Below are 21956 nucleotides of genomic sequence, written 5' to 3'. Positions count from 1 at the left end.
GATGCTGGTAGCTGGGAAGCCGCGCAGATAGCGATTTCGCCGGATTTTGCAAGCGATTCGCCCTGCGCGGCTCCCCTAGACGCGGTCAGAAACCGAAGGCGACGCCGACCTGCCCGCCGACCTTGTCGTCGCCGGTATTGCCCGCGACCCCGGCCGAGACATAGACGCTGTCCGAAACGCGCCCGGTCAGCATGCCCGAAAAGCCTTGCTCGCCGCCATAGGTCGCGGCGTTGAGCGAGACCGAGAGGTTCTTGTCGGGCACCACCATCGCACTGCCCAGCGCCATCGAGGCGGCGATCCCGCCCGAGAGGCCTTCGTCCATCCGGTCGAGCCGGAATTCGACCCCGTCGATGCGCCCGCCGAGCGCGAGCACATCGTTGCTGAGCGCGTTGAACTGGGCGTCCGAAACCGCGGCGAGATAGCCGACATTGGCGCGCACGGCGTCGACCGAGGCGGCGGTTGCCGCTTGCTGGCGCCCGAGCACCCCGTTGGCGTCGACCGTCACGACATCGACCGGCCCCTCCTGCGCGGCGGTCGAAGCGTCGAGATCGCCGATCTTCACCGAACTACCCGCGCCGCCGAGCACGACCTGGTCGTTGGCGGTGGTCACTGCGGCATAGCCGATCGCCGTGGCCCGCGCGTAGTCGGACGTCGCGTTATGGCCGATCGCGGTGGCGCTGGCGTTGCGGGCCATCGCGGTGCGGCCGAGCGCAGTCGCGTTCTCGTCGGTCGCCTGCGCGCCGTTGCCGACCGCGGTTGCCTGCAGCGCCGGGGCGAAGGAGGCGTAGCCGAGCGCCATTGCGTAATTGCCGCGTGCGGTGGCGAAGGACCCGAAGGCGAGCGTCCCGATCCCGTCGGCAGACGAGCCGGTGCCCGCAGCCGTGGTCTGAAGCCCGCTCGCATTGGCACCGTAGCCGAAGGCGGTGGTGCGCAAGCCCGAAGAGACCGCATCGGCCCCCACGGCGAGCGATTCATTGCCCGAGGCGATCGCCTCGCGACCGACCGACACCGCGCTGGCGCCCGAGGCCGAGGCCCCCAGAGAGTCCTCGTCGGTCCCGTCGCCGCCGATCGCGACCGAATATTCGCCGGTCGCCTGCGCGCGGGTGCCGCCGGCGAAGCTGCGCGTCCCCGAGGCGTTGGCCTGCAGCCCGACCGCGGCAGCATACTGCCCCGCCGCCGCCGAATAGGAGCCGATCGCCGAGGCGCCGGCCCCGGTCGCGTTCGCCTGGTGGCCCATCGCCGACGACCATTGGGCGTCGGCCGTGCTCTGCGAACCGAGCGCCGTCGCCTGGGACGAATTGGCTGCGCTGTTCGCGCCAACGACCGTACTATTTGCAGAAGAGGTGGTGGAATAGCTGCCGATGACGATCGAATCATACCCTCCGGCCGAAGCGATCGTTCCGATTGCGATCGACTGGCTCCCCGATGAAGAGGCGATCACGCCGAGCGCGATCCCGTTGACCGCGCTGCTGGTGCTGTCGGCACCCAGCGCAATCGCCGAATTCGCCGATGACGTCGCATTCGTGCCCACCGCGACGCCCGCAGACGATGCACCTGCGCCGAGGGCTACGCCGAAGCTGGCCGAGCTGCGCGAACCGATGGCGATCGTCTCGGATCCGGTGGAAGAGGAATTGGCGCCGAAGGCGATGGCAGCCACGCCCGTCGAGGACGAGTCCTGGCCGATAGCGATAGAATCCCTGAAGCTGGAAGCATTCGCCTTTGCACCGAGGGCAAGGGCACCGGTCCCGCTGGCATAACTGTCATACCCGATTGCAGCGGAATTTTGCCCGACGGCGTTTGCCCCAATGTCGCTAGGGTCGTCGCTGTCGCCGCCAATGGCGATTGAGTTCATAGCCGCATTCGAACGGGCACCGATCGCCACGCCTTCACTCGTGCTGCTCCTACCGATCGACACAGCATCAGCACCGTTGGCGGTGGCTAGGTGTCCGACGGCGACCGAACTAAGACCGTATGCGCGAGAAGCATAGCCGTAGGCGGAGGCGAAACCGTTGGTCGCGCTTGCCGAAGTACCTATGGCCACTGCCTGAGAGGTGTTCGCCATTGCGGCCTGACCGATGGCGATCGTGCTCGCTGAAGTTGCGGCAGCGCTCGAACCGATTGCAATCGCGTCGGTGCTGGGAGTGGAGCCGGAGGCAACCGTAGTCGCCGAACCCCCGATTGCGATCGAACTGTCATCCCCGGTCGCGCTCAAGGAGCCGAGCGCGATCGATTCGCTACCGCCGGAAGTGGAAGAATATCCAAGGGCGGTCGAATTCAATCCGGTCGCCGAGGCGTTGTAACCCATCGCTGTGGAGCGTGCTTGCGCAGCACTGGCACCGCTACCCACCGCCGTTGCATTCTCTTGCGCCGCGCTCGAGTTCACACCCACGGCCGTCGCACCATCACCCGCCGCCGTGGAATTATTGCCCACTGCGGTTGCATCCGCGCCCGAGGCGGTGGCATCGACCCCGCACTCGAGCCCGTCATCGGCGGTGCTCGCGGTGGCATCCGGCCCGTCATTGAGGTTGCATTCGGGCGTGTCGTCGGCGCGCGTCGAGGTGGTGAGCGCGACGAGCGAGGTGGCGGCGAGCAGCAGGCTCGCCGTCAGGCGACAGGTATTCATGGTTTGACCCTCCATCCGGGCGAAAACCGAATCGCCCTTCTTCCGGGTAGCAAGGTGTCGCCCCAGCCGGCCAAACGCAACCCGTGAGTACCATTGGGAAAACCGGTGCCAGATTTCGGTGCGGCCTGGCTTGCGCCGCACCGGCGCGCCCCTATGCGGCGCGGTTGCGCACTTCCAGGTCGCGGGCGCGAACCGCGTCGAGCAGCTGGCGCATCCGCAGCACGGTGTTGTGCGCGTTGACCCCGGCTAGCAGGCGGATGTCCTCGAGGTCGTCGCGCAGCGCGATGGTGAGGCTTTCGCTGTCGCCGACATGCCCCATCGACCAGTCGCCGAAGATCCGCTCGTCTGCGGGTTCGATCTCGAGCAGGGCGAGATTGCGGTGGCGCAGGTCGCAGCAGATCCGCTCGAAGGTCTCGGCGATCGCCTTGGGCGCGCCCTCGATGACCTGCAGGTAGGTCGCGTCGACCCGCAGCAGCACGCCGGTGATCCCGGCCTCGCGATTCCGCTTCTCGCAAGCCAGCGCCAGTTCGCGCGCGCCCAGCCGGGCGATCGCGCTGCTGGTGTAGAACAGACGCAGGAGCGGTGCGCCCGGTTGGTCGGTCAGGTCGAAGCGTTCGGTCATGCCGCGCGCTCCCGTCCCGCTGCTCTGCACAGATCGGAAAATTCGGCTTCAGACAATGGTCGGCTGATCAGGAAGCCCTGGAGGTTCTGGCACCCGTGGCTGGTGATGAATTCGCGCTGGGCGGCGGTTTCGATGCCCTCGGCGGTAATCTGCAGATCCATGCTCTTCCCCAGTTCGGCGATGGCGCGCACGATCGAGGCGCTGTTCGCATCGACCGGCGCCTGGTTGACGAAGCTCCCGTCGATCTTGATCCGGCTGATCGGGAAGCGGTGGAGGTAGCTGAGCGAGGAATAGCCGGTCCCGAAATCGTCGAGCGAGACATTGACCCCGAGCGCGACCAGCCGGTTGAGCGTACGCAGCGCGAGCTCGTCGTCGCCGAGCAGCGCGGTCTCGGTGATTTCGAGCTCGAGCCGCTGCGGCGGCAGGCCCGTCTCGTGGAGCACCGCGGCGACCCCCGAGACCAGGCGCGGATCGAGGATCTGGACCGGCGACAGGTTGACCGAGAGCTTGATCGAATCGGGCCAGCTCATCGCCTCGCGGCAGGCCTTGCGCAGCACCGTCATACCGATCCGCCCGATCAGCCCGAGCTCTTCGGCCATGGGGATGAACTCGGCGGGCGGAACGGCTCCGTGGGTGGCCGGGCTCCACCGCGCCAGGGCCTCCGCACCGACCAGCTCGTCGGTCGAAGAATCGACGATCGGCTGGTAGACGACGTCGAAGTCCTCGCGCACCGCGGCGCGGCGCAGCGCGGCTTCGAGCACCCGGCGGCGCTCGATCGCTTCGAGCAGCGTATCGTCGAAAACCTGCCAGCGGCCCTTGCCCCTGCGCTTCGAGGAATAGAGCGCATGGTCGGCGTGATTGACCAGGCGAGACGGATTGGTCGCGTGATGCGGCGCGAGGCTGATCCCGACGCAGGCCCCGATCTCGGCGATCTGCTCTCCGATCAGGAACGGGCGCCCGAGGATCTCGATCACGCGATCGGCCACGCTCCCCGCGGCGCTGGAATCGCGCACCCCGTCGAGGAGGATCGCGAATTCGTCACCGCCGACGCGGGCGACGAAATCTCCGGGCCGAGCGGCGCATTCGAGCCGGTGCGCGACACGCTTGAGCACCTCGTCGCCGGTGGCATGGCCCATGCCGTCATTGACCGGCTTGAAATTGTCGAGATCGACGACGAGCAGCGCGAAGGCGGCACCGGTGGCCTCGGCGGCGGCGCTGCGCTTGGCGAGCGCGCGACCGAAAGCCCTGCGATTGGGCAGGCCGGTCAGCGCATCGTGCATCGCCTGGTGCTGGAGCCGCAGGCGCGAGCGCAATTGCTGGCGGCGATCGGTCTGCGAGGTGGTCAGGCCCAGCCCCACGATCATAAGGCTGATGGTAGCGATCGCGCCGGCCAGCGCGTTCCCGCCGACCCCCGAATAGGTCGCGTCCGTCACCACCGTACCAGCCAGCGGTGCGATCGTCATCGATGCCATCCCGGTGAAATGAAGGGCTACGATCGCCGCCACCCACAGCGCGACCGACCCGATATCCACCTTGGTACCGTCGGACCCGGAGAGCCGGAAATTGGCCGCCGCGGCCAGCGCGGTGCCGAGCGCGATCGAGACGACGACGAGCCCGTAATCCCAGCGCACCTCGGCTCCCGCGAACACATAGCCGGACATGCCCGTATAGTGCATCGCCGCGATGGTCAGGCCGAACAGGAGCCCCGAAGTTGCCGAGGCCCAGAGCCGGCGCGACAAGGTGGCGACAGCCACCGCGGCGCAGCTCCCGACCACCGCGATATGCGCCGACAGCAGGGTCAGTACCCCGTCGAGCGACACCGGTACCGGGGAGCGATAGCCGAACATGGCGATGAAATGGGTCGCCCAGATCGTGCAGCCGGCGACGATCCCGGTGAGGAAGCACCAGTGCCAGCGCGCGGTCCCGCGTTCGCTCGCCGCGCGCTGCGACAGGCCGACGCCGACATAGCAGCCCGCCGCGCAGATCGCCGCAGCCAGCAGGATCAGCGCCAGATCGTGGTCGTGCAGGAGATGGTTGAAGAAATGCATTTATGTTCCTGGATCCGGTCCTGCGGGCGTCCCCGCGTTAACGGTCCCTAGGGGGCGGAAGTTAAGCGAAACCCAAGATTGTCCTGCCGAATTTCCCGTGCCTCGTTCACCATGCTTGCAATGCTCGCATCGGGGGGTTCGCACGACCCGCCAAACCCGTTATTGCGACGCTTTACCAAGAAGGATCACTCCATGCGCAAACTCGTCTTCGTGGCCGCCCTGAGCGGCTCTGCCCTCGCCCTGTCCGCCTGTGCCGATGCGGGCGAAGATCCCGACGAAGCGGCCGCCGCGGAAATGGCCGAAGCCGAAGCCGATGCCGACACGACCACCGCGGACACCGAGACTGCGGGCGTGCTCGATGCGAACACCGCGACCGCCGAGCAGCTTGCCGCCGCGGGCGCATCGGAAGAACTCGCCGCCTCGATCGTCGCCGGCCAGCCCTATGCCTCGACCACCGCCTTCAACGCGGTGCTGTTGGAAACGCTGGGCGAGGAAGATGCCGCCGCGATGCGCGCGAACGTGTTCGTCCCGGTCAACCTCAACACCGCCACCCGCGAGGACATCGCGCTGATCCCGGGCATGACCGAGCGCATGATCGGCGAATTCCTCGAATATCGTCCTTACGAGAATATCGAGGAATTCAACCGCGAGATCGGCAAGTATGTCGACGAGGCCGAAGTCGCGCGCTTCCGGCAGTACGTCACGCTGTAAGCCCTCCGCCTAGCGGCGCTGGAGCCACACCCGCACCGATTCGATCGCGGCCAGGATCCCGATATGGATGTAGGCCGTGGTCGGATCGAAGGCCGCCAGCGCCCAGTGCGCGAAGGTCAGCACCGCCGCCGGATAAACCAGCCGGTGGAGCCGCTTCCATGCCCGCTTGAGCGCGCGCACCGCGATATCGTTCGAGGTCGCGGCGAGCGGCACGAACAGCGCCAGCGCGAGCCAGCCGGTCAGCATGTCGGGCGATCCCGCCTCGGCGAGCACCGGGCCGAGCGCCGCCTTGTTAACGAGGTAGATCACGGTGTGCCCGGCGGCATATGCGAAGCTGGCCACCCCGAGATCGCGCCGATGCCGCATCAGCCAGATCGCCACCCGCGCCTTGCGGAACGCCAGACGGACCGGGGTCACCGCGAGCGTCACCAGCAGCAGCCATGCGGCCCAGTCGCCGCTGTCGCCGATCGCATGGCCATAGCCATATTCTTCTGGTGTCGCCGCCCAGCGATAAAGGATCCACGCGCCCGGCAGCGCGAGCACGAGCCACAGGAACGGGCGCGAGGCGGCGAGCGTCTTCACCAACCCACCGATGCCTGTTTCAGCCGCGAAGTCAAAGGCCGAACTGTTCATCGCCTCGAAAGAGGCCTATCGGCTTACCCGGATTGCGCGGCAATCCGGGGGTCGGAGAATTTAGAATGCGCCACATAATCGAATATGGCGACTACATGCCGCACGGCATGTGCCTGTTATGGCAACCGTGGCTGGTGATCCTGTGGGCCGGGTCGGACCTGCTCATCTTCCTGTCTTACATGGCGATCCCGCTCGCGCTGATAACGGTCCTGCGGCAGCGCAAGGACGTCCCGCATCCTGGGCTGGTCATGCTGTTCGCCAGCTTCATCCTGCTGTGCGGTTTCACTCACCTTGCCGGGATCGTCACGCTGTGGTGGCCGATCTATCCGTGGATCGGCGCGCTCAAGCTTGCCACCGGCATCGTTTCCGCAATCACCGCGGTGGTGCTTTTCCGGCTCGTCCCGACGCTCGTCGCACTACCTTCGCCCGGCCAGATGGGCGAAGCGAACAAGCAGCTGCAGGACGAAATCGCCGCGCACGAGGCGACGCTCGCCACGCTCGAGGACCAGGTCGAGAAACGGACCGAGGAACTGCAGAGCCTCAATGCCAACCTCGCGGTCCAGGCGCGCGAAGCGGTGCATCGTTCGGGCAACCTGCTGTCGGTGGTCAGCTCGCTCGCCAGCCAGAGCGCCAAGGATTCCGGCACCAAGGAGGAATTCGTCGCGACCCTGCTCGGCCGCCTGCGCGCGCTGGCCAAGGCCACGACCACGATCAAGCGGGCGGAGAACAATGCTTCAGAGCAGCTCGAAACGGTGGTGCGCGATCAGCTCGCACCGCTGATCCAGGTCTTCCCCGACCGCGTGGCGATCGAGGGACCTGCGATCGCCGTCGGATCAGAAGCGGCGCAGCAGATCGCGCTGGCATTGCACGAGCTGGCCACCAACGCGCAGAAATACAATCTTTCCGAAACCGAGGACACGCGGGTCTCGCTCTCCTGGAAGATCGTCACCTACGACGCGGACGAGGATCGCTTCGAGCTCGAGTGGCACGAGAGCCTGTCCGAAGATTCATCGGAACGGTTCGGCAGCGGTGAGCACGAAGGGTTCGGCACCAAGCTGCTGACCCGGATCGTCCCAGTCATGCTGCGCGGCAATGCGGTGCGCGAGTTCCGGGCGCGCGAGTTCTGCTATCGCCTCGACGCGCCGCTGACATCGGTCATCGCCAACATTGATCGCGGCCTCGAGGAAGCGCACGCGGCACGCCTGGTCGACGAGAGTTTCGGACTCGAAAGCTGACGCCTCGCGCCGGCGGCCTTACTTGACCAGTTCGACTTCCTCGAAGTCGAGCTCGACCGGGGTCGCGCGGCCGAAGATCGAGACCGAAACCTTGACCTTCTGCTTGTCGAAATCGAGCTCCTCGACGACGCCGTTGAAGCTCGCGAAGGGTCCGCCAAGCACCTTGACCTGGTCGCCGATCTCGTAATCGACGTTGATCTCGCGCTTGGGCGCGCTCTTGGCGTCTTCGACACCGCCGAAATAGCGCGCGGCCTCGCGTTCGGAAATCGCCTGCGGCTTGTTGTTGTTGCCGAGGAAGCCGGTCACCTTGGGGGTGTTCTTGACCAGGTGGTAGACATCGTCGGTCATGGTCAGCTTGGCGAGCACGTAACCCGGCATGAACTTGCGTTCGGTCTGGACCTTCTTGCCGCGCTTGATCTCGGTGATCGTCTCGGTCGGGACTTGCACTTCCTCGACCGCGTCGGACAAGCCGAGCCGTTCGGCTTCCGAAATGATCGTGTCGCGCACCTTGTTCTCGAAACCGGAATAGGCGTGGATGATGTACCAGCGGGCCATGTGTGTCAGTCGTCCGTTGCTTGTTTAGGGATCAGGCGAGCCGCAGCAGCCAGCCGACGATGGAAGAGAAGAGGCTGTCGATCCCGAAGAAGAACAGCGCGAGGATCAGCACCATGATGCCGACCATGATCGCGGTCTGGATCGTTTCCGCCTTGGTCGGCCAGACAACCTTGGACGCTTCGGCCCGCACCTGGCGGATGAATTCTCCGGGGGTGGTCTTCGCCATCGTTCAAAATCCCAAAAGTGAAACTCGTCTCTTCCGGGATGGGGTCCGCGCCGCCCCGGTTCAAGTCCGGGAGGGGCTGCTTTTCCATCGATGTCGGAATTGCCCCCGCCTCTAACCCCGGCGGCGCGCTTGTGCAAGTGTGCGATGACCGATCGCGACTGTTGGCAGGACGAAACACCGCGTTAGAGTGCCTGCGATGTCGCGAATCCTCTTCCCGCTCATGGCTTTGCTCGCCGTGCTGGTCCCGGCCGCCGTCGGGGCGCAGGAGGGAGACACGACCGCGTTGCCGTGGCCGATCGACGAGGCCCGGCTGAAGGGCGAATATCCGGAAGCCGTCGCCTATCTCGCCGAAGAGGAGCAGCGCTGCGAGAGCGAACGGCCGGGCTCGGGCGACTGCCTCCACCCGCTCTACCTCCAGCTCTATCTCGCCTGGGCGTGGGACAAGCCGCGCGATGCCGTCGCCGCGGCCGAGAAATGGCTCGAGCTTGCCGAACAACGCGACGAGCTGGGCGGCCACAACGAGCCCACGATCCGTTATTTCTACGCCAGCGCGATCAAGGGGCTGGTGAGCGACGGAATCGTCTGGGGCGGGGTGGGGTACCCCGCTGCAATCGAGCAGCTGACCCTCGCGCTCGAACGCTCGCGCGCGCTCGATCGCGATCCGAGCGAAGCCGCGATGCTGCTGTCCGCGCGCGGTGACATGCTCGCCCGGCGCGCCGCGGAGGAATGGTCCAACGAGGAACGGCGCCTCGCACTGTGGTCGCTCGCCGAGGCCGATTCCCGCGGCGCGATCGCAGCGGTGGAACGAAGCGAAAGCGCGGAGATCCGGACCGACACCGCCGACTACTTCGCCGACCTCGCCCGCGCGCTTTACGAACAGGGTCGCGACGAGGAAGCGGTGCTCGCGGCGGAAAGCGCGCTCGCGGGCTTCCGCACCCGGCTCGAGGATCCCGAGCGCGCGGCATCGGTGGTGCGCGCGCTGCGGCGGCTGGCGGTGCAGGCGCAGGAGGCCGGGTATCCGAAGGTCGCGCTGCGCTATTGGGACACGATGCTCGATCCGCTCGCCGACGGACTCGTCGAAACGCAGGTCAACGACCTGCTCATGCTCGGCAAGGCGCTCGCCGCGACGGGACGCGGCGAAGATGCAATCGCGGTGTTCGAGGAGGCGCTGGCCGACCCGGTGCTCGAAGCCAACCCGATGGCCGAAAGCTTCCTGCGCGGCGCGTTGATGGAAGCGCTCGCGAGCACCGGGGACCATGCGCGCACGATCGCGCTCGCGGCGGAGAACCTCGCTTTCGCCGACGCGCAGCTCGCGGCGGGGGCCTATGCCCCGCCATTCGAGGCGATGCGGATGAAGGCGCTGCTCGCCCGCGGCGAGGCGCTGCTCGAGACCCGGCGCTGGGACGAGGCCGAGCGCGACCTGTCCGAAGCGCGGAAGCTCCGGGAAACCCGTGCCTTCTACGATCCGTACGAAGATGCCAATATCGGCGCCGACCTCCGCCTCGCCAAGGCGGTGTCGCGGGGAAGTCGCGACTTTGCGCTCGCCCGGACGCTGCTCCAGCGCGGGATCGAGGGCGCGCTGGCGCATGTCGCGAGCGGCACCGGCTTCGACGCGGAAAATGCCGGCAAGCTGCGCTCCTACGCGCCACTGTTCCGCGAGCAGGTCCGCATCGCCTTCGCGCTGGCCAAGCCTGACCGCCCCTAGCCCCGTTCGCGGGCGTCCAGCGCCGCTCCGCTGTGTGCCTTCTCGCCACAAAGGCTGGCATTCGCGCGGTTCTGCCGTTAGCACCCCCGCCACAAAGGGAGTTCAAAGGGGAAATACCTGACATGGCCACTACCGAGCCTGCTTCGCTTGGCGACCGCATGATCCAGCCGGTCACCAACATATCCGACCTCATCTGGGGCGGCACATGGGAGGGGGTGGAAGTCATTCCCTTCCCGCCGCTGGCGCTGATCCTGCTGGGGGTCGGCCTGTATGTGATGGTTGGCCTGCGCTTCTATCCGATCACCAAGTTCTTCTCGGCGCTGAAGGGCCTGTTCTCGAGCCGCAAGGGTGCGGGCGCGGGCGAGATTTCGCCCTTCGCCGCGCTCTCGACCGCGCTTTCCGGCCAGGTCGGCACCGGCAACCTCGCCGGCGTCGCCACCGCGATCGCATTGGGCGGTCCGGGCGCGATCTTCTGGATGTGGATCACCGCCCTGTTCGGCATGGCGCTGGCCTTCGCCGAGGGCTCGCTGGCGATCCGTTATCGCGAAACGACCTCCGACGGGGTCAAGCGCGGCGGTCCGATGACCTACATCATGATGGGTCTCGGTCCGAAATGGACCTGGCTCGCGATCCTGTTCTGCATCGGCACGCTGTTCAGCGCGCTCGTCACCGGCAACTCGATCCAGGCCAATGCCGTGGCCGACGGCCTCAACGAGCTGTTCGGAATCGAGGAATGGCTCGGCGGGCTGATCGTCGCGGTGCTCGTCTTCATCGTCATCATCGGCGGGATCAAGTCGATCGGCCGCGTCGCGGAAAGCGTCGTGCCGTTCATGGCCGCCGCCTACATCGTGATGGCCGCGATCGCGCTGATCCTGAACTTCGGCGACCTCGGCGAGACCTTCGCGCTGATCTTCCACGGTGCCTTCAACCCGCAGAGTGCGGTCGGCGGCTTTACCGGTGCGGCGATCATCATGGCGATCCGCGCGGGTGTCGCCCGCGGCCTGTTCTCGAACGAGGCGGGCCAGGGTTCGACCCCGATCGCGCACGCCGTGGCGCAGACCGACGATCCCGAGCAGCAGGGCCGCATGGCGATGCTCGGCACCTTCATCGACACGATCGTGATCTGCACGATGACCGCGCTGGTGATCCTGACCGTGCGCGGCGAGTTCTCGAACGCCGGTGAGATCGTGCCGCATGTCTGGCAGTCGGACCGCGTCGGCTTCGAGATGACCTCGGGTGCCTTCGCCGCCGCCTTCCCGGCCGAGATCGCCGCGATCCCGATCGGGACGCTGGTCGCCTCGATCGCGCTGCTGCTGTTCGTGTTCACCACCCTGCTCACCTGGAGCTATTACGGCGAACGCGCGATCACCTTCATCTACGACCGGGTGAAGGGTTCGACCCGCAGCGGCGAGCGCAAGCTGCACATGGCTTGGCGCGTGCTGTGGTGCGTGGTGATCTTCATCGGCGCGGCGCAGCCCAGCGAGCTGGTCTGGCGCCTCGGCGACATTTCCAACGCCACGATGCTGCTGCCCAACATCCTCGCGATCGCGCTGCTTTCGGGCGTCGTCTTCGCGCTGTCGCGCGGCGATCGGACCGCGGGCAAGGACTACCACGAGGAAACGCCCGAAGAGCCCGAGGAATACTGATCCCCGGGGGCTTCCGGCTCCAATGAATAAGGGCGCGGTACCGGATCGGCACCGCGCCCTTTTCGTTTCGTCTACCTAGTCCGGAGCACCCGAGGCGCGCCGGTCGCACCGTCCTAGTGCGTGCCCAGGAGGCGAGCCCAGAATCCCGGCTGTTCCATCGGACGGATCGCACCGTGCTTCATGAAACGCGCCGAAGGATCGGAATGCGGACGCGGCGAAATCCATGAGTCCGGGCGCGAGCTGCGAAAGCTGACGCTAGCCATGTTGTTCTCCTCAATCTTCATTCCCGTCTTGGGGGGATAAACCTCCGGTCGCGGAAATCGGTTCCCGCCGCGACAGCGCGACCGCCGTCCGGCCCCGGCGTGACCGATTCGCCACAGTGGCCGGCGCGCTGTGGAAGGGCGGCGGCAAAGAGGTTGTCTTTCAGACCCCTGCTCAACACCATGCACGGCGGAAGGGGCGATGCATTTTCGCCCGAATGGAGGGTCAAACCATGAATACCTGTCGCCTGACGGCGAGCCTGCTGCTCGCCGCCACCTCGCTCGTCGCGCTCACCACCTCGGCCCGCGCCGACGACACGCCCGAATGCAATACGAATGACGGGCCCGACGCCACCGCGAGCACCGCCGATGACGGGCTCGAATGCGGGGCCGGTGCCACCGCCTCGGGCGCGGATGCGACGGCCGTCGGCAACGGATCGAGCGCAGCCGGAGCATGGTCCATTGCCGTGGGGATGGATGCGCAGAGCACCGACGATTACACCATCGCCGTCGGCAGGAACGCTTCGACTGAACCCGGAGCGAGCGCCGATTCACGTTTCGCCATTGCCGTCGGAAACAATGCCTCGGCCAGCGATCTTGCTGCTGTTGCGGTGGGTTCCGACGCAGTGTCCAGCGGCGAACGGGCAGTTGCAATTGGCGAATCCACCCAGGCCACCGAGGTCGCTTCGGTAGCGTTGGGTTACAATAGCGTCTCCTATGGATACGGCGGGGTCTCGCTTGGGGGCTGGAGTCGAACCTATGGCGCGCAATCGCTTGCTGCGGGGACCAATGCCTGGGCCATCGGGGACTATTCGATTGCGCTGGGCGCACATGCACGGACTCCGGTCGCGAGAGGGGTCGCCATCGGGACCGATTCGCAAGCTGGCATGGAAGGTGCCGTTGCGCTTGGCCACGGAGCAGTGGCGGGCGGAATTTCGATCGGTTCCTACTCATATTCGCTGGAAAATTCGGTTGCGATCGGTGGCGACGGAGACGACGGAGACTACATCGGCGCGAGCGCCAGAGGTAAGAACTCGATCGCAATCGGGACCGATGTCGCCACGACTGCCGATCGGGCAATCAGCCTCGGCATGACTTCTTTCGCAGGCCAGGATGCCACCGCCCTCGGAACGTCCGCCAACGCTGGCGGCCAGAACTCTATCGCCATCGGTACGAACTCCAGCGCCGCCGATGTCTTCGGGGTCGCCATCGGCGGCTCCGCTTCGACCGGTGGCGGTTCGGCAGTCGCCATCGGTCGCGAGACGACGGCCAGTGGAAGCGGTACCGCAATCGGTTCGTTCGCGACCAGCAACAATCAGGCCACCGCGGTCGGCCTGAATGCATCCGCGCTGGAATTCGGTTCCAACGCCTTCGGCACCTCGGCGCGGGCCGAGGCTTTCAATGCGACCGCATTGGGCAGCTCGGCGACCGCCTATGGACTGGCTGCGACGAGTGTCGGCGCTTCCGCCAACGCCACACAGCAGGCGACCGCGGTAGGGGACAATGCCGCGGCCAGCGGGCGGTGGTCGACAGGGCTTGGCCATCGGAGCAACGCGACCGGCGACGGCGGATCGGCACTCGGCGCCTACGCCGACGCCGCCGGCCAATATGCCGCCGCGGTCGGGCTGCAGGCGAACGCTTCGGGAGCGCGCAGCTTCGCCGGTGGCACCCGCGCGCAGGCGAGCGGCGAATACGCGGTCGCGATCGGCGGCGACGGGCTCGACGAGGATTCGCTCGGGGCAATTGCTTCGGGCGCAAGTGCGGTCTCGGTTGGGCGCGAGGCGATAGCGTCGGGCGATGAATCACTCGCGATGGGTGCCGACGCCGTATCCTCGGGCCGACGCACGACCGCATTCGGCTACGGCGCCAGCGCCAACGGTTTGCAGACGACTGCCGCCGGCGCGGGCTCGTCGGCTGACGGAATCGGCACGCTCGCCTTCGGGTCCTTCGCCACCGCACGCGGCAATTATGCCATGGCGCTCGGTTACGCCTCCTTCGCCCCGGCGCTGCAGGCGACCGCGGTCGGCAACGGCGCGCAGGCGACCGACGAGAACGCGACCGCGCTCGGCCGCACCGCGATGGCCCGCAACGCCAGCGCCACCGCGATCGGCCATAACGCGACCTCCGACTACGCGCGTGCCACGGCGATCGGCTATGCCGCGGTGACCACCGCCAACGACCAGGTCGTGCTCGGCGGCGCGGGCAGCTCGGTGAAGATCGGCGATCTCGACGCCTCGACCGCCGCGCAGGAGGGACCGATCGAATTCGTGACAGTCGACGCCAACGGGGTGCTCGGGCGCCAGCAGGCGGCAACCGCCGCCTCGGTCGATGCCGTGCGCGCCAATGTCGATTACATCGCGGCTATCTCGGACGCCCAGTTCGAGGCGCTCAGCAGCGACGTGCTCGCGCTGTCGGGCCGGCTCGACACGATGGAGTTCGCGCTCGAGGATCTCGACACGCGGATGCGCGGCGGGGTCGCCGCGGCGATGGCGATGGGCGGTACGATGGTGGTGCCCGACAGCACCGTCTCGATCAGCGTCAACGGCGCGACCCACCAGGGCGAGCAGGGCTATTCGGCGGCAGTGACCGCGCGGGTCGCCCCGCGGATCTACGTGTCGGGCGCGATTGCCGGCAATACCGGCGACGAGGGCGCGAGCGGCCGCGTCGGCATGGCGATCGGCTTCTGAACAACGGCGGGGTCGTTCGCCTCGCGGCGGCCCCGCTTCCCCGCCCGCAAAGCGGGACGGTCACTTCCGGATGTCGAAGTGATCGCGGATGTGTTCCAGCACCGACGGGTAGAGCGGGTTGTCGAACGCGATTCCGACATAGCCGTGATCGCACCACCGCACCGTCGCCCGGACCGGACCGATCGGCCCGATCTTGATCGTGATCTTGTCGCCCGGATTGAGCCCGCGATAGCGATCCGCGAAGCGGCAGCCGCTTTCCGAAAGGTCGAGCACGGTGACGTCACGCGGTCCCGAATTGGCGACGATCCGGGCCTGGATCGTCAGTTCGTGGCGGAGTTCGCTGCGATCGACCTGGTAGCGGGGTCGCGAGGCGGTGGAATGCGATTCGGGCGCGACCGGTGATGGCGGCAGCACCGACCGGTCCGGCGAGTTTGGGGGCAATGAAGCGGGTGCTGGCGGGTGGAGCGGTGGCGGTGACGGTTGGGGCGGCGGCGGGAATTCGTCCGGCGGTTCCGCTTCGGTGCGCGCCGCGCGCAGCCTGCGCTCTTCTACGAACCGCTCCATCGCGACACCGACTTCCGCCGAAGGACCGAGATCGACGCTGTCCGCATATTCGCCGCCGCGCACCCAGATGCGCCCGTCTCGCAGGAAAAAGCGGATGCTTTCGTTTCCCATGGCCCTCGCTTTGCGTCGCGATCCCCGGGGAACAATACGCGGCGCCCGGCGCGGTTGCAAACCGAACCGGCGAAAAGCGGACATGGTCGGACAATCGTCTGGCAGGGGTGACAGGATTCGAACCCGTGGCCCTCGGTTTTGGAGACCGATGCTCTACCAGCTGAGCTACACCCCTGCAGACGGATGCGCGCTCTAGGGCGGACGCGCCGAATTGGCAAGCGGCGATGCGGCCGCGGGGCGCCGCCGATGCCCGATGGGACTTCTTTTCCGTCCGTTCCCAATCGCTTGTCGGACCAGTGAAGCGCGCGTAAGGCAGCGCGACGCAAGGGGGGACAAGGGTGGCGTTCGAGCCTCCGAAACTGGTGTTGAACGGCTCCGGCGAAGGGCCACTGCCCGCGATCGGTCGAGTCGCGCGCGATCCGCTCGCCCATTGGCCCGACGACCTGCTCGACACCGGCGTGGTGCAGGCCAAGGCCGGAAGGCGGGCGCTGGCGTTCGTGTCCGACCCCATGGCGGTGTCGACCATCCTGATGAACCGCAGCGACAATTTTCCGCGGGCGCGCTTCCAGGACCGGATCCTTGGAGCAAGCTACGGTGAGAACCTTGTCCAGGCCGACCAGCAGGACTGGCGCGGGCAGCGTCGCACGATCGCGCAGCCGATCACGGCGGACCGCGCCGCCGGCCTCGTACCCCGGCTCGAGCTCGCCGGGGACGAGATGATGGACGAATGGGCCGCGCTCGGTCCGAAAAGAGCGGTCCCGCTGCTCCGCGACACCCGCCGACTTAGCCTGGACGCGCTGTATCGGGCGATATTCGCCAGCGATCGCGAAGCCCGCCACCGATCCCCGGGGATCGACGACACCGCCCGCACGATCGCGGCCATGTGCCCGATCGAGCTCAAGGAAGAGCTGGTGCACCTCCAGCCGCTGGCGGAACGGCTGGCGCGCGACTGGAAAGCGAGCCGCGACGGCGTGGCAGACCCGAAGGACCTGAACACGTTGACGCTCTTCCTTCATGCCGGTCACGACAACGTCGCGGTCGCGCTGGGTTGGATGCTGTGGCTGGTCGCCCACCGACCGGAGCTTCAGGACGCGATCCGCGACGAGGCTGCCAAACGGGCGGCGGGCGCATTTTCACTGCGCGATTTTCCCGCGGCCGGTGCAATCGTGCGCGAGACGCTGCGGCTTTTTCCTCCGATCCTGCAATTGATGCGCGAGATACGTGTTCCGCTCACCATCGGCGATGTTACGCTCGAGCCCGGATCGGTTGCGATCGTCGCGATCTACGCGATGCAGCGGCACCGACGCTTATGGGACCGGCCCGACGAATTCCTACCCGAACGCTTCCTCGACCCCCAAGGCGATACGCGCGAACGACGCGCCGCCTGGCTGCCATTCGGTTCGGGCCCGCGTGGCTGTATCGGATCGAGTCTCGCATTGGTCGAGCTCGCTCTATTTCTGGTGATGACCTGCCAGCGCTTTTCCCTCTCGCCGAACCCCGACAGCCCGTTACAGTGTCATGTCGAATGGACGCTGCGCCCGGTCGGCGACGCGCCGATCTTCCTGCACTCGCGTGATTAACCGGTACCCGCTGCACGGCCGATGATCTTTCACTCGCTCGACTATCTGCTGTTCCTGCCACTGGTCGCAGTGTTGTTCTTCTGCGTGCCGCATCGGTGGCGATGGGTGCTTCTGCTGGTCGCCAGCAACATCTTCTATGCCAGCTGGCGGATCGAATTCCTCGCCCTGCTGTGGTTCACGACACTGGTCGATTTCCACGCCGCGAAGGCGATGATGCACACCGAAAAGGGCAGCGTGCGACGACGCCTGCTGCTCGCTATCAGCATGGTGTGCAATCTGGGCCCGCTGGCATTCTTCAAATACAGCGCATTGCTTGCCGGGACGACGCTCTACGACCTGCGGATCGGCGATTTCACGATGGCCGACGTGATCCTACCGCTGGGGATTTCCTTCTACACCTTCCAGACATTGGGATATTCGATCGACGTCTATCGCGGAAAACGAGAGGCCGAGAATCACCTCGGTATTTTCGGGGTGTACGTGATGTACTTCCCGCAATTGCTCGCCGGCCCGATCGAGCGACCCTACAAGCTGCTGCCGCAATTGCGCGAGCGTCAGGTGTTCGAATTGCGCCGCGCCGCGATCGGCTGCGCGATGATCCTGGTCGGCTATTTCAAGAAACTCGTGATCGCCGATCGGCTGGGCCTGCTGGTCCCGCCGATCCTCGCCGCGCCCGAGGTACACACCTCGCTCACGGTGGCGCTGGCCACACTGGGCGCGCTTTACCGCTACTATGCCGACCTCTCGGGCTATGCCGATATCGCGATCGGATCGAGTCTGATCATGGGGATCGCGCTGTCGCGCAATTTCAACCGTCCGTTCGCAGCGGTCTCGATCGCCGAGTTCTGGCAGCGCTGGCACATCACGGTGACCCGCTGGTTCACCGATTACGTCTATATCCCGATCGCCCGCAGCACCCGGATCTGGTCGCGCTTCGTCGCCACCGTGCTGACCACTCTGCTCGTCGCGCTCTGGCACGGCGCCGCTTCTACCTGGGTCGCGGCGGGCCTGGTCGGGGGGCTGCTGATGATCGGCGAAGGCGCGATCCGGCGACAACGCGGCGGGCTGGCGCGAACGTCGCGCGCGCTGGGGCGGGTCGGCGTGGGTGCACGCGGCGCGCGCTTCCTCGGTCGCAGCGCCAATCGCTTCGTGCTGTGGTTCTTCCTCCTCTTCCTAGGGTCGATCGTCAACGCGCCGGGATGGGAGCAGACGCTGACGATCTGGGACAAGATAGGTGCCCTGCCGGGCGATGCCTTCGGTCTGTCCGTCGGTTTCGGCACGTTCCACCTCAGCGCACTGTTTCTGTTCGCCATAGCCGCACTCGAAATCTACCAATGGCTCGATAGCCGCCGCCCGGTGTTCGATCGCCTCGAAGCCGCAGGCGCGATCGTCGCCTGGCCGTTCTGGTGGGGGCTCGCGGCGATCATCCTGGTGTTCGGCGTGTTCACCGGCAGCGGCTTCCTGTATTTCGATTTCTGATGCGCTGGACCGTCCGCTCCGCCCTGCTCTTCCTCGCACTCGGTGCCATGGCGCTCGGCGCGCTCAACCTTGCCGGGAGGGTTCCGGTGGCGGGCCCCACCGCGCCGCAGGTCATGCAGGACCGCTTCGCTGCGATCGCCGGCAGCAAAGCTGTTTCGCTTGGCGGGTCGATCGGCACCGCGGTCGATTTCGACGCGATGTGCCTCGACGGGGCGGAATTCTACAACAATGGCCAGGACCCCTTCGAGATCGAAGCGCTGGTCGAACTGATCCTTGCCCGCCCCGCCCCGCCCGAACTTTTCTTCGTGGTTGTGACCCCGACCTCGCTGTCGCACGACAACGGCCTGCCCGCCCTCGCTGGCGCGAACCGTCGGCGCACCACCTATCGCTTCCTCCACGGCGAGGGGCGGTGGGATCCGATTGCGGGCGATTGGCGGCAGGCATTCCTGTCCGAAGCGATGCCCGCGATCGGCCACGATCTGCGCGACCCGTGGCATGAAGCGCTGCTTCGATTGTGGCAGGGCCGCCCGGTGCCCGATCGCGCGATCGACGCCGACACCCGGACAATCGACCCGCGCACCGCCGAGCGACTGGTCGACACCCAGCTGGCGCAGTGGCGCGAAGATGCACACAAGGTCGCCTATTACGCCCCGGATGTGCCCGACCGCGCCTCTGCCTCGCTCCTCCGCACCGTCATGCAGGTCGAGGCTTCGGGCAGCCGCGCCGTAATCGTCGTTCCGCCCTATCTCGAAGAGCTTCGCCGCGAAGTGTCGTCGCGCCGCTGGGGCCAGACCGAGCGGTTCGATCGCCTGCTCGATCGGCTTGCCGACCGGGGAGCGATCATCGCGGATTTCTGGAACACCGGAGAGTTCGCCACGCGCTTCGAGTATTTCCGCGACGCGACCCATCTCAATGCGCCCGGCGCGCACGAATTTTCGCGCATGCTAGCAGCGAAAATCCAGCGCGATGGACGCGTCCCATTATCGGATTGCGACTGATTCTTTCGGTTCCGCCGGGTCATTATTTGCGCTAGCTCGCTGTTTCGAAAGAGGAACAGGGTCGAAAGCAGCAATGCACGTCGGTAGGGAGCGCAAGCAACGGTTGGGTCAGGTGGCAGCAATGCTGCGCGCCGACCCACGGCTGCGCGAACGCTATACCCGCGCCAAGGCGATCGTCCGCGCCTTTCGCCGCCCGGCATTCTACGAGGTGGCGACCCGCTGCAACCTGTTCTGCGAAGGCTGCTACTATTTCGCCGACGATTTCGCGCCGCCGAGCCGCGAGGTGCAGGACCGCGCCGCGTGGGAGGAATTCTTCGCCGCCGAGGGCGAGCGCGGGGTCACGATGGCCTATTTCGTCGGCGCCGAGCCCGCGCTCGAACAGGAGCGGCTGATCGCGGCGGCCAGGCACTTCCCACACGGGAATATCGGCACCAACGGGACGATCAGGCTCGATCCCGCCATACCTTATCGCATCGGTGTATCGGTGTGGGGCGTGGACGAGGAGGTCGACACCAGCCTGCGCGGCGCCAACGCCTTCGCCAAGGCGATCCGCAACTATGCCGGCGATCCGCGTGCGATCATGCTCTACACGCTGACGAGGACCAATCTCGGCGACGTGCGGCGGCTGGCAGAAATCTGCCGCGACCACGACCTGCCGCTGACCTTCAACATGTATTCGCCGACGCAGAGCTATGCCCGCAAGATCGCCGAGCGGATGGGCCCAGACGGCAAGTATTTCCGCATCTCGTCCGAAGAGGACAATCTGCGCTGGACCGACGATAGCCTCGCCGCGGCGCGCCGGGTGATGGACGAGGTGATCGAGGACTTCCCCGACACCGTGGTCTATTCGCACGCCTACAACCGCTGGGCGACGCAATCCGGCCCGCTCTACGATATCGACCCGGAGACCGGCATCGCGCGCGACTGCCATTCGCGGATGGTCGAGCCGATGCGCTACTTCAAGACCGACCTCGAACACGCCGCGCTCGAGAAATGCGGGACATCGGACACGATCTGCTCCGAATGCAGGATGTATTCGGGCGGCTGGTCGTCAAAGTTCGAACCGCGCGATGCCGATGTTCGCGATGCCGCCGCCTTCGGCGAATGGCTCGACATGATCGATACGCTCGGTCGCATCTTCCTGATCGAGAGGAACGAAGCCGTGCCTGACGTAAGGACGGGGCGCGTGTTCGACTTCGACGATCCCACCGCAACGCATGGCAAGAGGATGGAACTGACCAAATGAGGATCGCGCAGCTCAACAATGGCGTCGAGGTTTCCGACATCGACCTCTCCGACGACGAGGCCTGCCGCGAGCTCGGCCGGCTGGTGGCGCATGAATGCGTCGTGCTCTTACGGCAGAAGGTAAGCGAGCGGCGTCTCTACGAGATCCAGATGCTGTGGGGCCAGCCCTGCATGCCGATCATCAATCGCTACGTGATGGAGCGTCGGCTGGCGGGCAAGCACTGGCGCGAGGCTTTCCTCGCGATGGGCGCGGTCTCGAGCGGGCTGAAGGAATCGGGCGAATTGCGGGGCATGGCGCGGGTCAGTTTCGAGAAGAACGAACGCGGGCGGCCGACCGGCCTGTTCCCAAATGGCGAACTCGATTGGCATGCCGACCAGCAGGCCTATCACGACAACCAGCGGATCGTCGGCCTCATGAGCCTGTGGGGATCGGAAAGCAGCCGAACATCCTTTCTCTGCACCGCGCCCGTCTATGACGCGCTCAACCACGAGGATCGTTCGATGGTCGACGAGCTTCGGTGCGTTTGGGCCTGGGATGGCGGTGACATGTGCCCCGATATCGATGGCTGGCACCTCGAGATCATCCGATACAACATGATCCCGTTCGACGGAATGGAAACCGCGCTGGTCGACCGTACCGTGACGGGGCGCGTCGGCATGCGCTTCCCGAGCCACTGCTTCAGTCATTTCAAGGGTATGACCAAGGCCGAAAGTGAAAGGTACAAGGCGCATCTCTGGTCACTGGTGAACCGCGAGGAATATATCTTCGATCACGATTGGCACGACGGCGAGATCGTGTTCATGGACCAGAACATCACGCTGCACGCGCGCCCGACCAATATCGTCGATTCCCACACGCGCACGATGACGCGCATGATCTCCTATCTCGACCGGCTCTACCCGGGGAACGGACCGGCCGACCATGTGCTGTACGATGGTACGAAACTCGGGCACGAGGAATTCGCGGCGATGGTCGATGCGCAGCGGCGCAAGGAATACGAGGAACTCGTCCCCGTGGCGTGACCGGT

Annotated in this window: 17 protein-coding genes and 1 tRNA gene; 10 read left to right on the top strand and 8 right to left on the bottom strand. The window is 66.3% G+C overall.

Features of this window, described 5'->3' with window-relative positions; translation table 11 throughout:
• Positions 1–85: 85 nt before the first annotated feature.
• From T8S45_RS01375 to T8S45_RS01365, 3 genes are all read right to left on the bottom strand, one after another.
• Positions 86–2623 (bottom strand): hypothetical protein, encoded by a 2538-nt coding sequence (locus tag T8S45_RS01375; RefSeq protein WP_322294400.1) that lies wholly within the window; start codon positions 2621–2623, stop codon positions 86–88.
• 151 nt (positions 2624–2774) lie between these two features.
• Positions 2775–3245: a BLUF domain-containing protein gene (locus tag T8S45_RS01370; protein WP_322294399.1), complete on the bottom strand. Its 471-nt coding sequence runs from the start codon at positions 3243–3245 to the stop codon at positions 2775–2777.
• On the bottom strand, positions 3242–5293 hold the full coding sequence (locus tag T8S45_RS01365) for a putative bifunctional diguanylate cyclase/phosphodiesterase (protein WP_322294398.1): 2052 nt from the start codon (positions 5291–5293) through the stop codon (positions 3242–3244). Before T8S45_RS01365 ends, T8S45_RS01370 begins: the two co-directional genes overlap by 4 nt.
• 192 nt (positions 5294–5485) lie before the next feature.
• Here T8S45_RS01365 and T8S45_RS01360 point away from each other — a divergent pair, with 192 nt between their 5' ends.
• Complete coding sequence (locus tag T8S45_RS01360; RefSeq protein ID WP_322294397.1) at positions 5486–6004, top strand: hypothetical protein; 519 nt, start codon at positions 5486–5488, stop codon at positions 6002–6004.
• Positions 6005–6013: 9 nt separating this feature from the next.
• On the opposite strand, the gene T8S45_RS01355 is transcribed toward T8S45_RS01360, so the two are convergent.
• Positions 6014–6586: a protein-methionine-sulfoxide reductase heme-binding subunit MsrQ gene (locus tag T8S45_RS01355; protein WP_322294396.1), complete on the bottom strand. Its 573-nt coding sequence runs from the start codon at positions 6584–6586 to the stop codon at positions 6014–6016.
• Positions 6587–6702: 116 nt separating this feature from the next.
• Between T8S45_RS01355 and T8S45_RS01350 the strand changes: the two genes are divergently transcribed.
• Entirely contained in the window at positions 6703–7872 is a 1170-nt protein-coding gene (locus tag T8S45_RS01350; RefSeq protein ID WP_322294395.1) for a sensor histidine kinase, read from the top strand.
• Between the two features lie 18 nt (positions 7873–7890).
• Here the strand turns inward: T8S45_RS01350 and nusG are convergent, their stop codons facing one another.
• Entirely contained in the window at positions 7891–8427 is a 537-nt protein-coding gene (gene nusG, locus T8S45_RS01345; RefSeq protein ID WP_188641290.1) for a transcription termination/antitermination protein NusG, read from the bottom strand.
• 31 nt (positions 8428–8458) lie between these two features.
• Positions 8459–8653, bottom strand: a complete 195-nt coding sequence (secE, locus tag T8S45_RS01340; RefSeq protein ID WP_188641289.1) for a preprotein translocase subunit SecE — start codon at positions 8651–8653, stop codon at positions 8459–8461.
• A 196-nt stretch (positions 8654–8849) separates the two neighbouring features.
• Between secE and T8S45_RS01335 the strand changes: the two genes are divergently transcribed.
• The 3 genes from T8S45_RS01335 to T8S45_RS01325 all read left to right on the top strand — a co-directional run bounded on the left by T8S45_RS01335 (position 8850) and on the right by T8S45_RS01325 (position 14951).
• Positions 8850–10358, top strand: coding sequence for a tetratricopeptide repeat protein (locus T8S45_RS01335; RefSeq protein WP_322294394.1), 1509 nt, complete (start codon positions 8850–8852; stop codon positions 10356–10358).
• Positions 10359–10480: 122 nt separating this feature from the next.
• Positions 10481–12004, top strand: a complete 1524-nt coding sequence (locus tag T8S45_RS01330; RefSeq protein ID WP_322294393.1) for an alanine/glycine:cation symporter family protein — start codon at positions 10481–10483, stop codon at positions 12002–12004.
• Between the two features lie 493 nt (positions 12005–12497).
• Positions 12498–14951 carry a hypothetical protein gene (locus T8S45_RS01325; RefSeq protein WP_322294392.1) on the top strand — a complete coding sequence of 818 codons (2454 nt, stop codon included), beginning with the start codon at positions 12498–12500 and terminating at the stop codon, positions 14949–14951.
• A gap of 60 nt (positions 14952–15011) precedes the next feature.
• Here T8S45_RS01325 and T8S45_RS01320 read toward each other — a convergent pair whose 3' ends face one another.
• Together T8S45_RS01320 and T8S45_RS01315 are read right to left on the bottom strand one after the other, a co-directional pair.
• Positions 15012–15626 carry a PilZ domain-containing protein gene (locus tag T8S45_RS01320; protein WP_322294391.1) on the bottom strand — a complete coding sequence of 205 codons (615 nt, stop codon included), beginning with the start codon at positions 15624–15626 and terminating at the stop codon, positions 15012–15014.
• Positions 15627–15725: 99 nt separating this feature from the next.
• Positions 15726–15801: transfer RNA gene (locus T8S45_RS01315), tRNA-Trp, on the bottom strand.
• A 163-nt stretch (positions 15802–15964) separates the two neighbouring features.
• Here T8S45_RS01315 and T8S45_RS01310 point away from each other — a divergent pair.
• The 5 genes from T8S45_RS01310 (at position 15965) to T8S45_RS01290 (ending at position 21951) form a co-directional block, all read left to right on the top strand.
• Complete coding sequence (locus T8S45_RS01310) at positions 15965–17206, top strand: cytochrome P450 (protein WP_322294390.1); 1242 nt, start codon at positions 15965–15967, stop codon at positions 17204–17206.
• Between the two features lie 21 nt (positions 17207–17227).
• Complete coding sequence (locus T8S45_RS01305; protein WP_322294389.1) at positions 17228–18685, top strand: MBOAT family O-acyltransferase; 1458 nt, start codon at positions 17228–17230, stop codon at positions 18683–18685.
• Entirely contained in the window at positions 18685–19683 is a 999-nt protein-coding gene (locus T8S45_RS01300; RefSeq protein ID WP_322294388.1) for an alginate O-acetyltransferase AlgX-related protein, read from the top strand. The genes T8S45_RS01305 and T8S45_RS01300 overlap by 1 nt, the downstream gene beginning before the upstream one ends.
• A 121-nt stretch (positions 19684–19804) precedes the next feature.
• Positions 19805–20929 carry a radical SAM protein gene (locus tag T8S45_RS01295; protein ID WP_322294387.1) on the top strand — a complete coding sequence of 375 codons (1125 nt, stop codon included), beginning with the start codon at positions 19805–19807 and terminating at the stop codon, positions 20927–20929.
• Positions 20926–21951: a TauD/TfdA dioxygenase family protein gene (locus T8S45_RS01290; protein WP_322294386.1), complete on the top strand. Its 1026-nt coding sequence runs from the start codon at positions 20926–20928 to the stop codon at positions 21949–21951. Before T8S45_RS01295 ends, T8S45_RS01290 begins: the two co-directional genes overlap by 4 nt.
• Positions 21952–21956: the final 5 nt, after the last annotated feature.

Source organism: Pseudoblastomonas marina (assembly GCF_034374265.1).
Lineage (GTDB): Bacteria > Pseudomonadota > Alphaproteobacteria > Sphingomonadales > Sphingomonadaceae > Alteriqipengyuania_A > Alteriqipengyuania_A marina.
The sequence above is the reverse complement of the archived record's forward strand: the minus strand, read 5'-3'. Positions and strand labels throughout refer to the sequence as shown.

Excerpts from the sequence above, each read along its gene's own strand:
- T8S45_RS01375 (WP_322294400.1), bottom strand. The coding sequence starts at position 2,623 with ATGAATACCTGTCGCCTGACGGCGAGCCTGCTGCTCGCCGCCACCTCG.
- T8S45_RS01370 (WP_322294399.1), bottom strand. The coding sequence starts at position 3,245 with ATGACCGAACGCTTCGACCTGACCGACCAACCGGGCGCACCGCTCCTG.
- T8S45_RS01365 (WP_322294398.1), bottom strand. The coding sequence starts at position 5,293 with ATGCATTTCTTCAACCATCTCCTGCACGACCACGATCTGGCGCTGATC.
- T8S45_RS01360 (WP_322294397.1), top strand. The coding sequence starts at position 5,486 with ATGCGCAAACTCGTCTTCGTGGCCGCCCTGAGCGGCTCTGCCCTCGCC.
- T8S45_RS01350 (WP_322294395.1), top strand. The coding sequence starts at position 6,703 with ATGCGCCACATAATCGAATATGGCGACTACATGCCGCACGGCATGTGC.
- nusG (WP_188641290.1), bottom strand. The coding sequence starts at position 8,427 with ATGGCCCGCTGGTACATCATCCACGCCTATTCCGGTTTCGAGAACAAG.
- secE (WP_188641289.1), bottom strand. The coding sequence starts at position 8,653 with ATGGCGAAGACCACCCCCGGAGAATTCATCCGCCAGGTGCGGGCCGAA.
- T8S45_RS01335 (WP_322294394.1), top strand. The coding sequence starts at position 8,850 with ATGTCGCGAATCCTCTTCCCGCTCATGGCTTTGCTCGCCGTGCTGGTC.
- T8S45_RS01330 (WP_322294393.1), top strand. The coding sequence starts at position 10,481 with ATGGCCACTACCGAGCCTGCTTCGCTTGGCGACCGCATGATCCAGCCG.
- T8S45_RS01325 (WP_322294392.1), top strand. The coding sequence starts at position 12,498 with ATGAATACCTGTCGCCTGACGGCGAGCCTGCTGCTCGCCGCCACCTCG.
- T8S45_RS01320 (WP_322294391.1), bottom strand. The coding sequence starts at position 15,626 with ATGGGAAACGAAAGCATCCGCTTTTTCCTGCGAGACGGGCGCATCTGG.
- T8S45_RS01305 (WP_322294389.1), top strand. The coding sequence starts at position 17,228 with ATGATCTTTCACTCGCTCGACTATCTGCTGTTCCTGCCACTGGTCGCA.
- T8S45_RS01300 (WP_322294388.1), top strand. The coding sequence starts at position 18,685 with ATGCGCTGGACCGTCCGCTCCGCCCTGCTCTTCCTCGCACTCGGTGCC.
- T8S45_RS01295 (WP_322294387.1), top strand. The coding sequence starts at position 19,805 with ATGCTGCGCGCCGACCCACGGCTGCGCGAACGCTATACCCGCGCCAAG.
- T8S45_RS01290 (WP_322294386.1), top strand. The coding sequence starts at position 20,926 with ATGAGGATCGCGCAGCTCAACAATGGCGTCGAGGTTTCCGACATCGAC.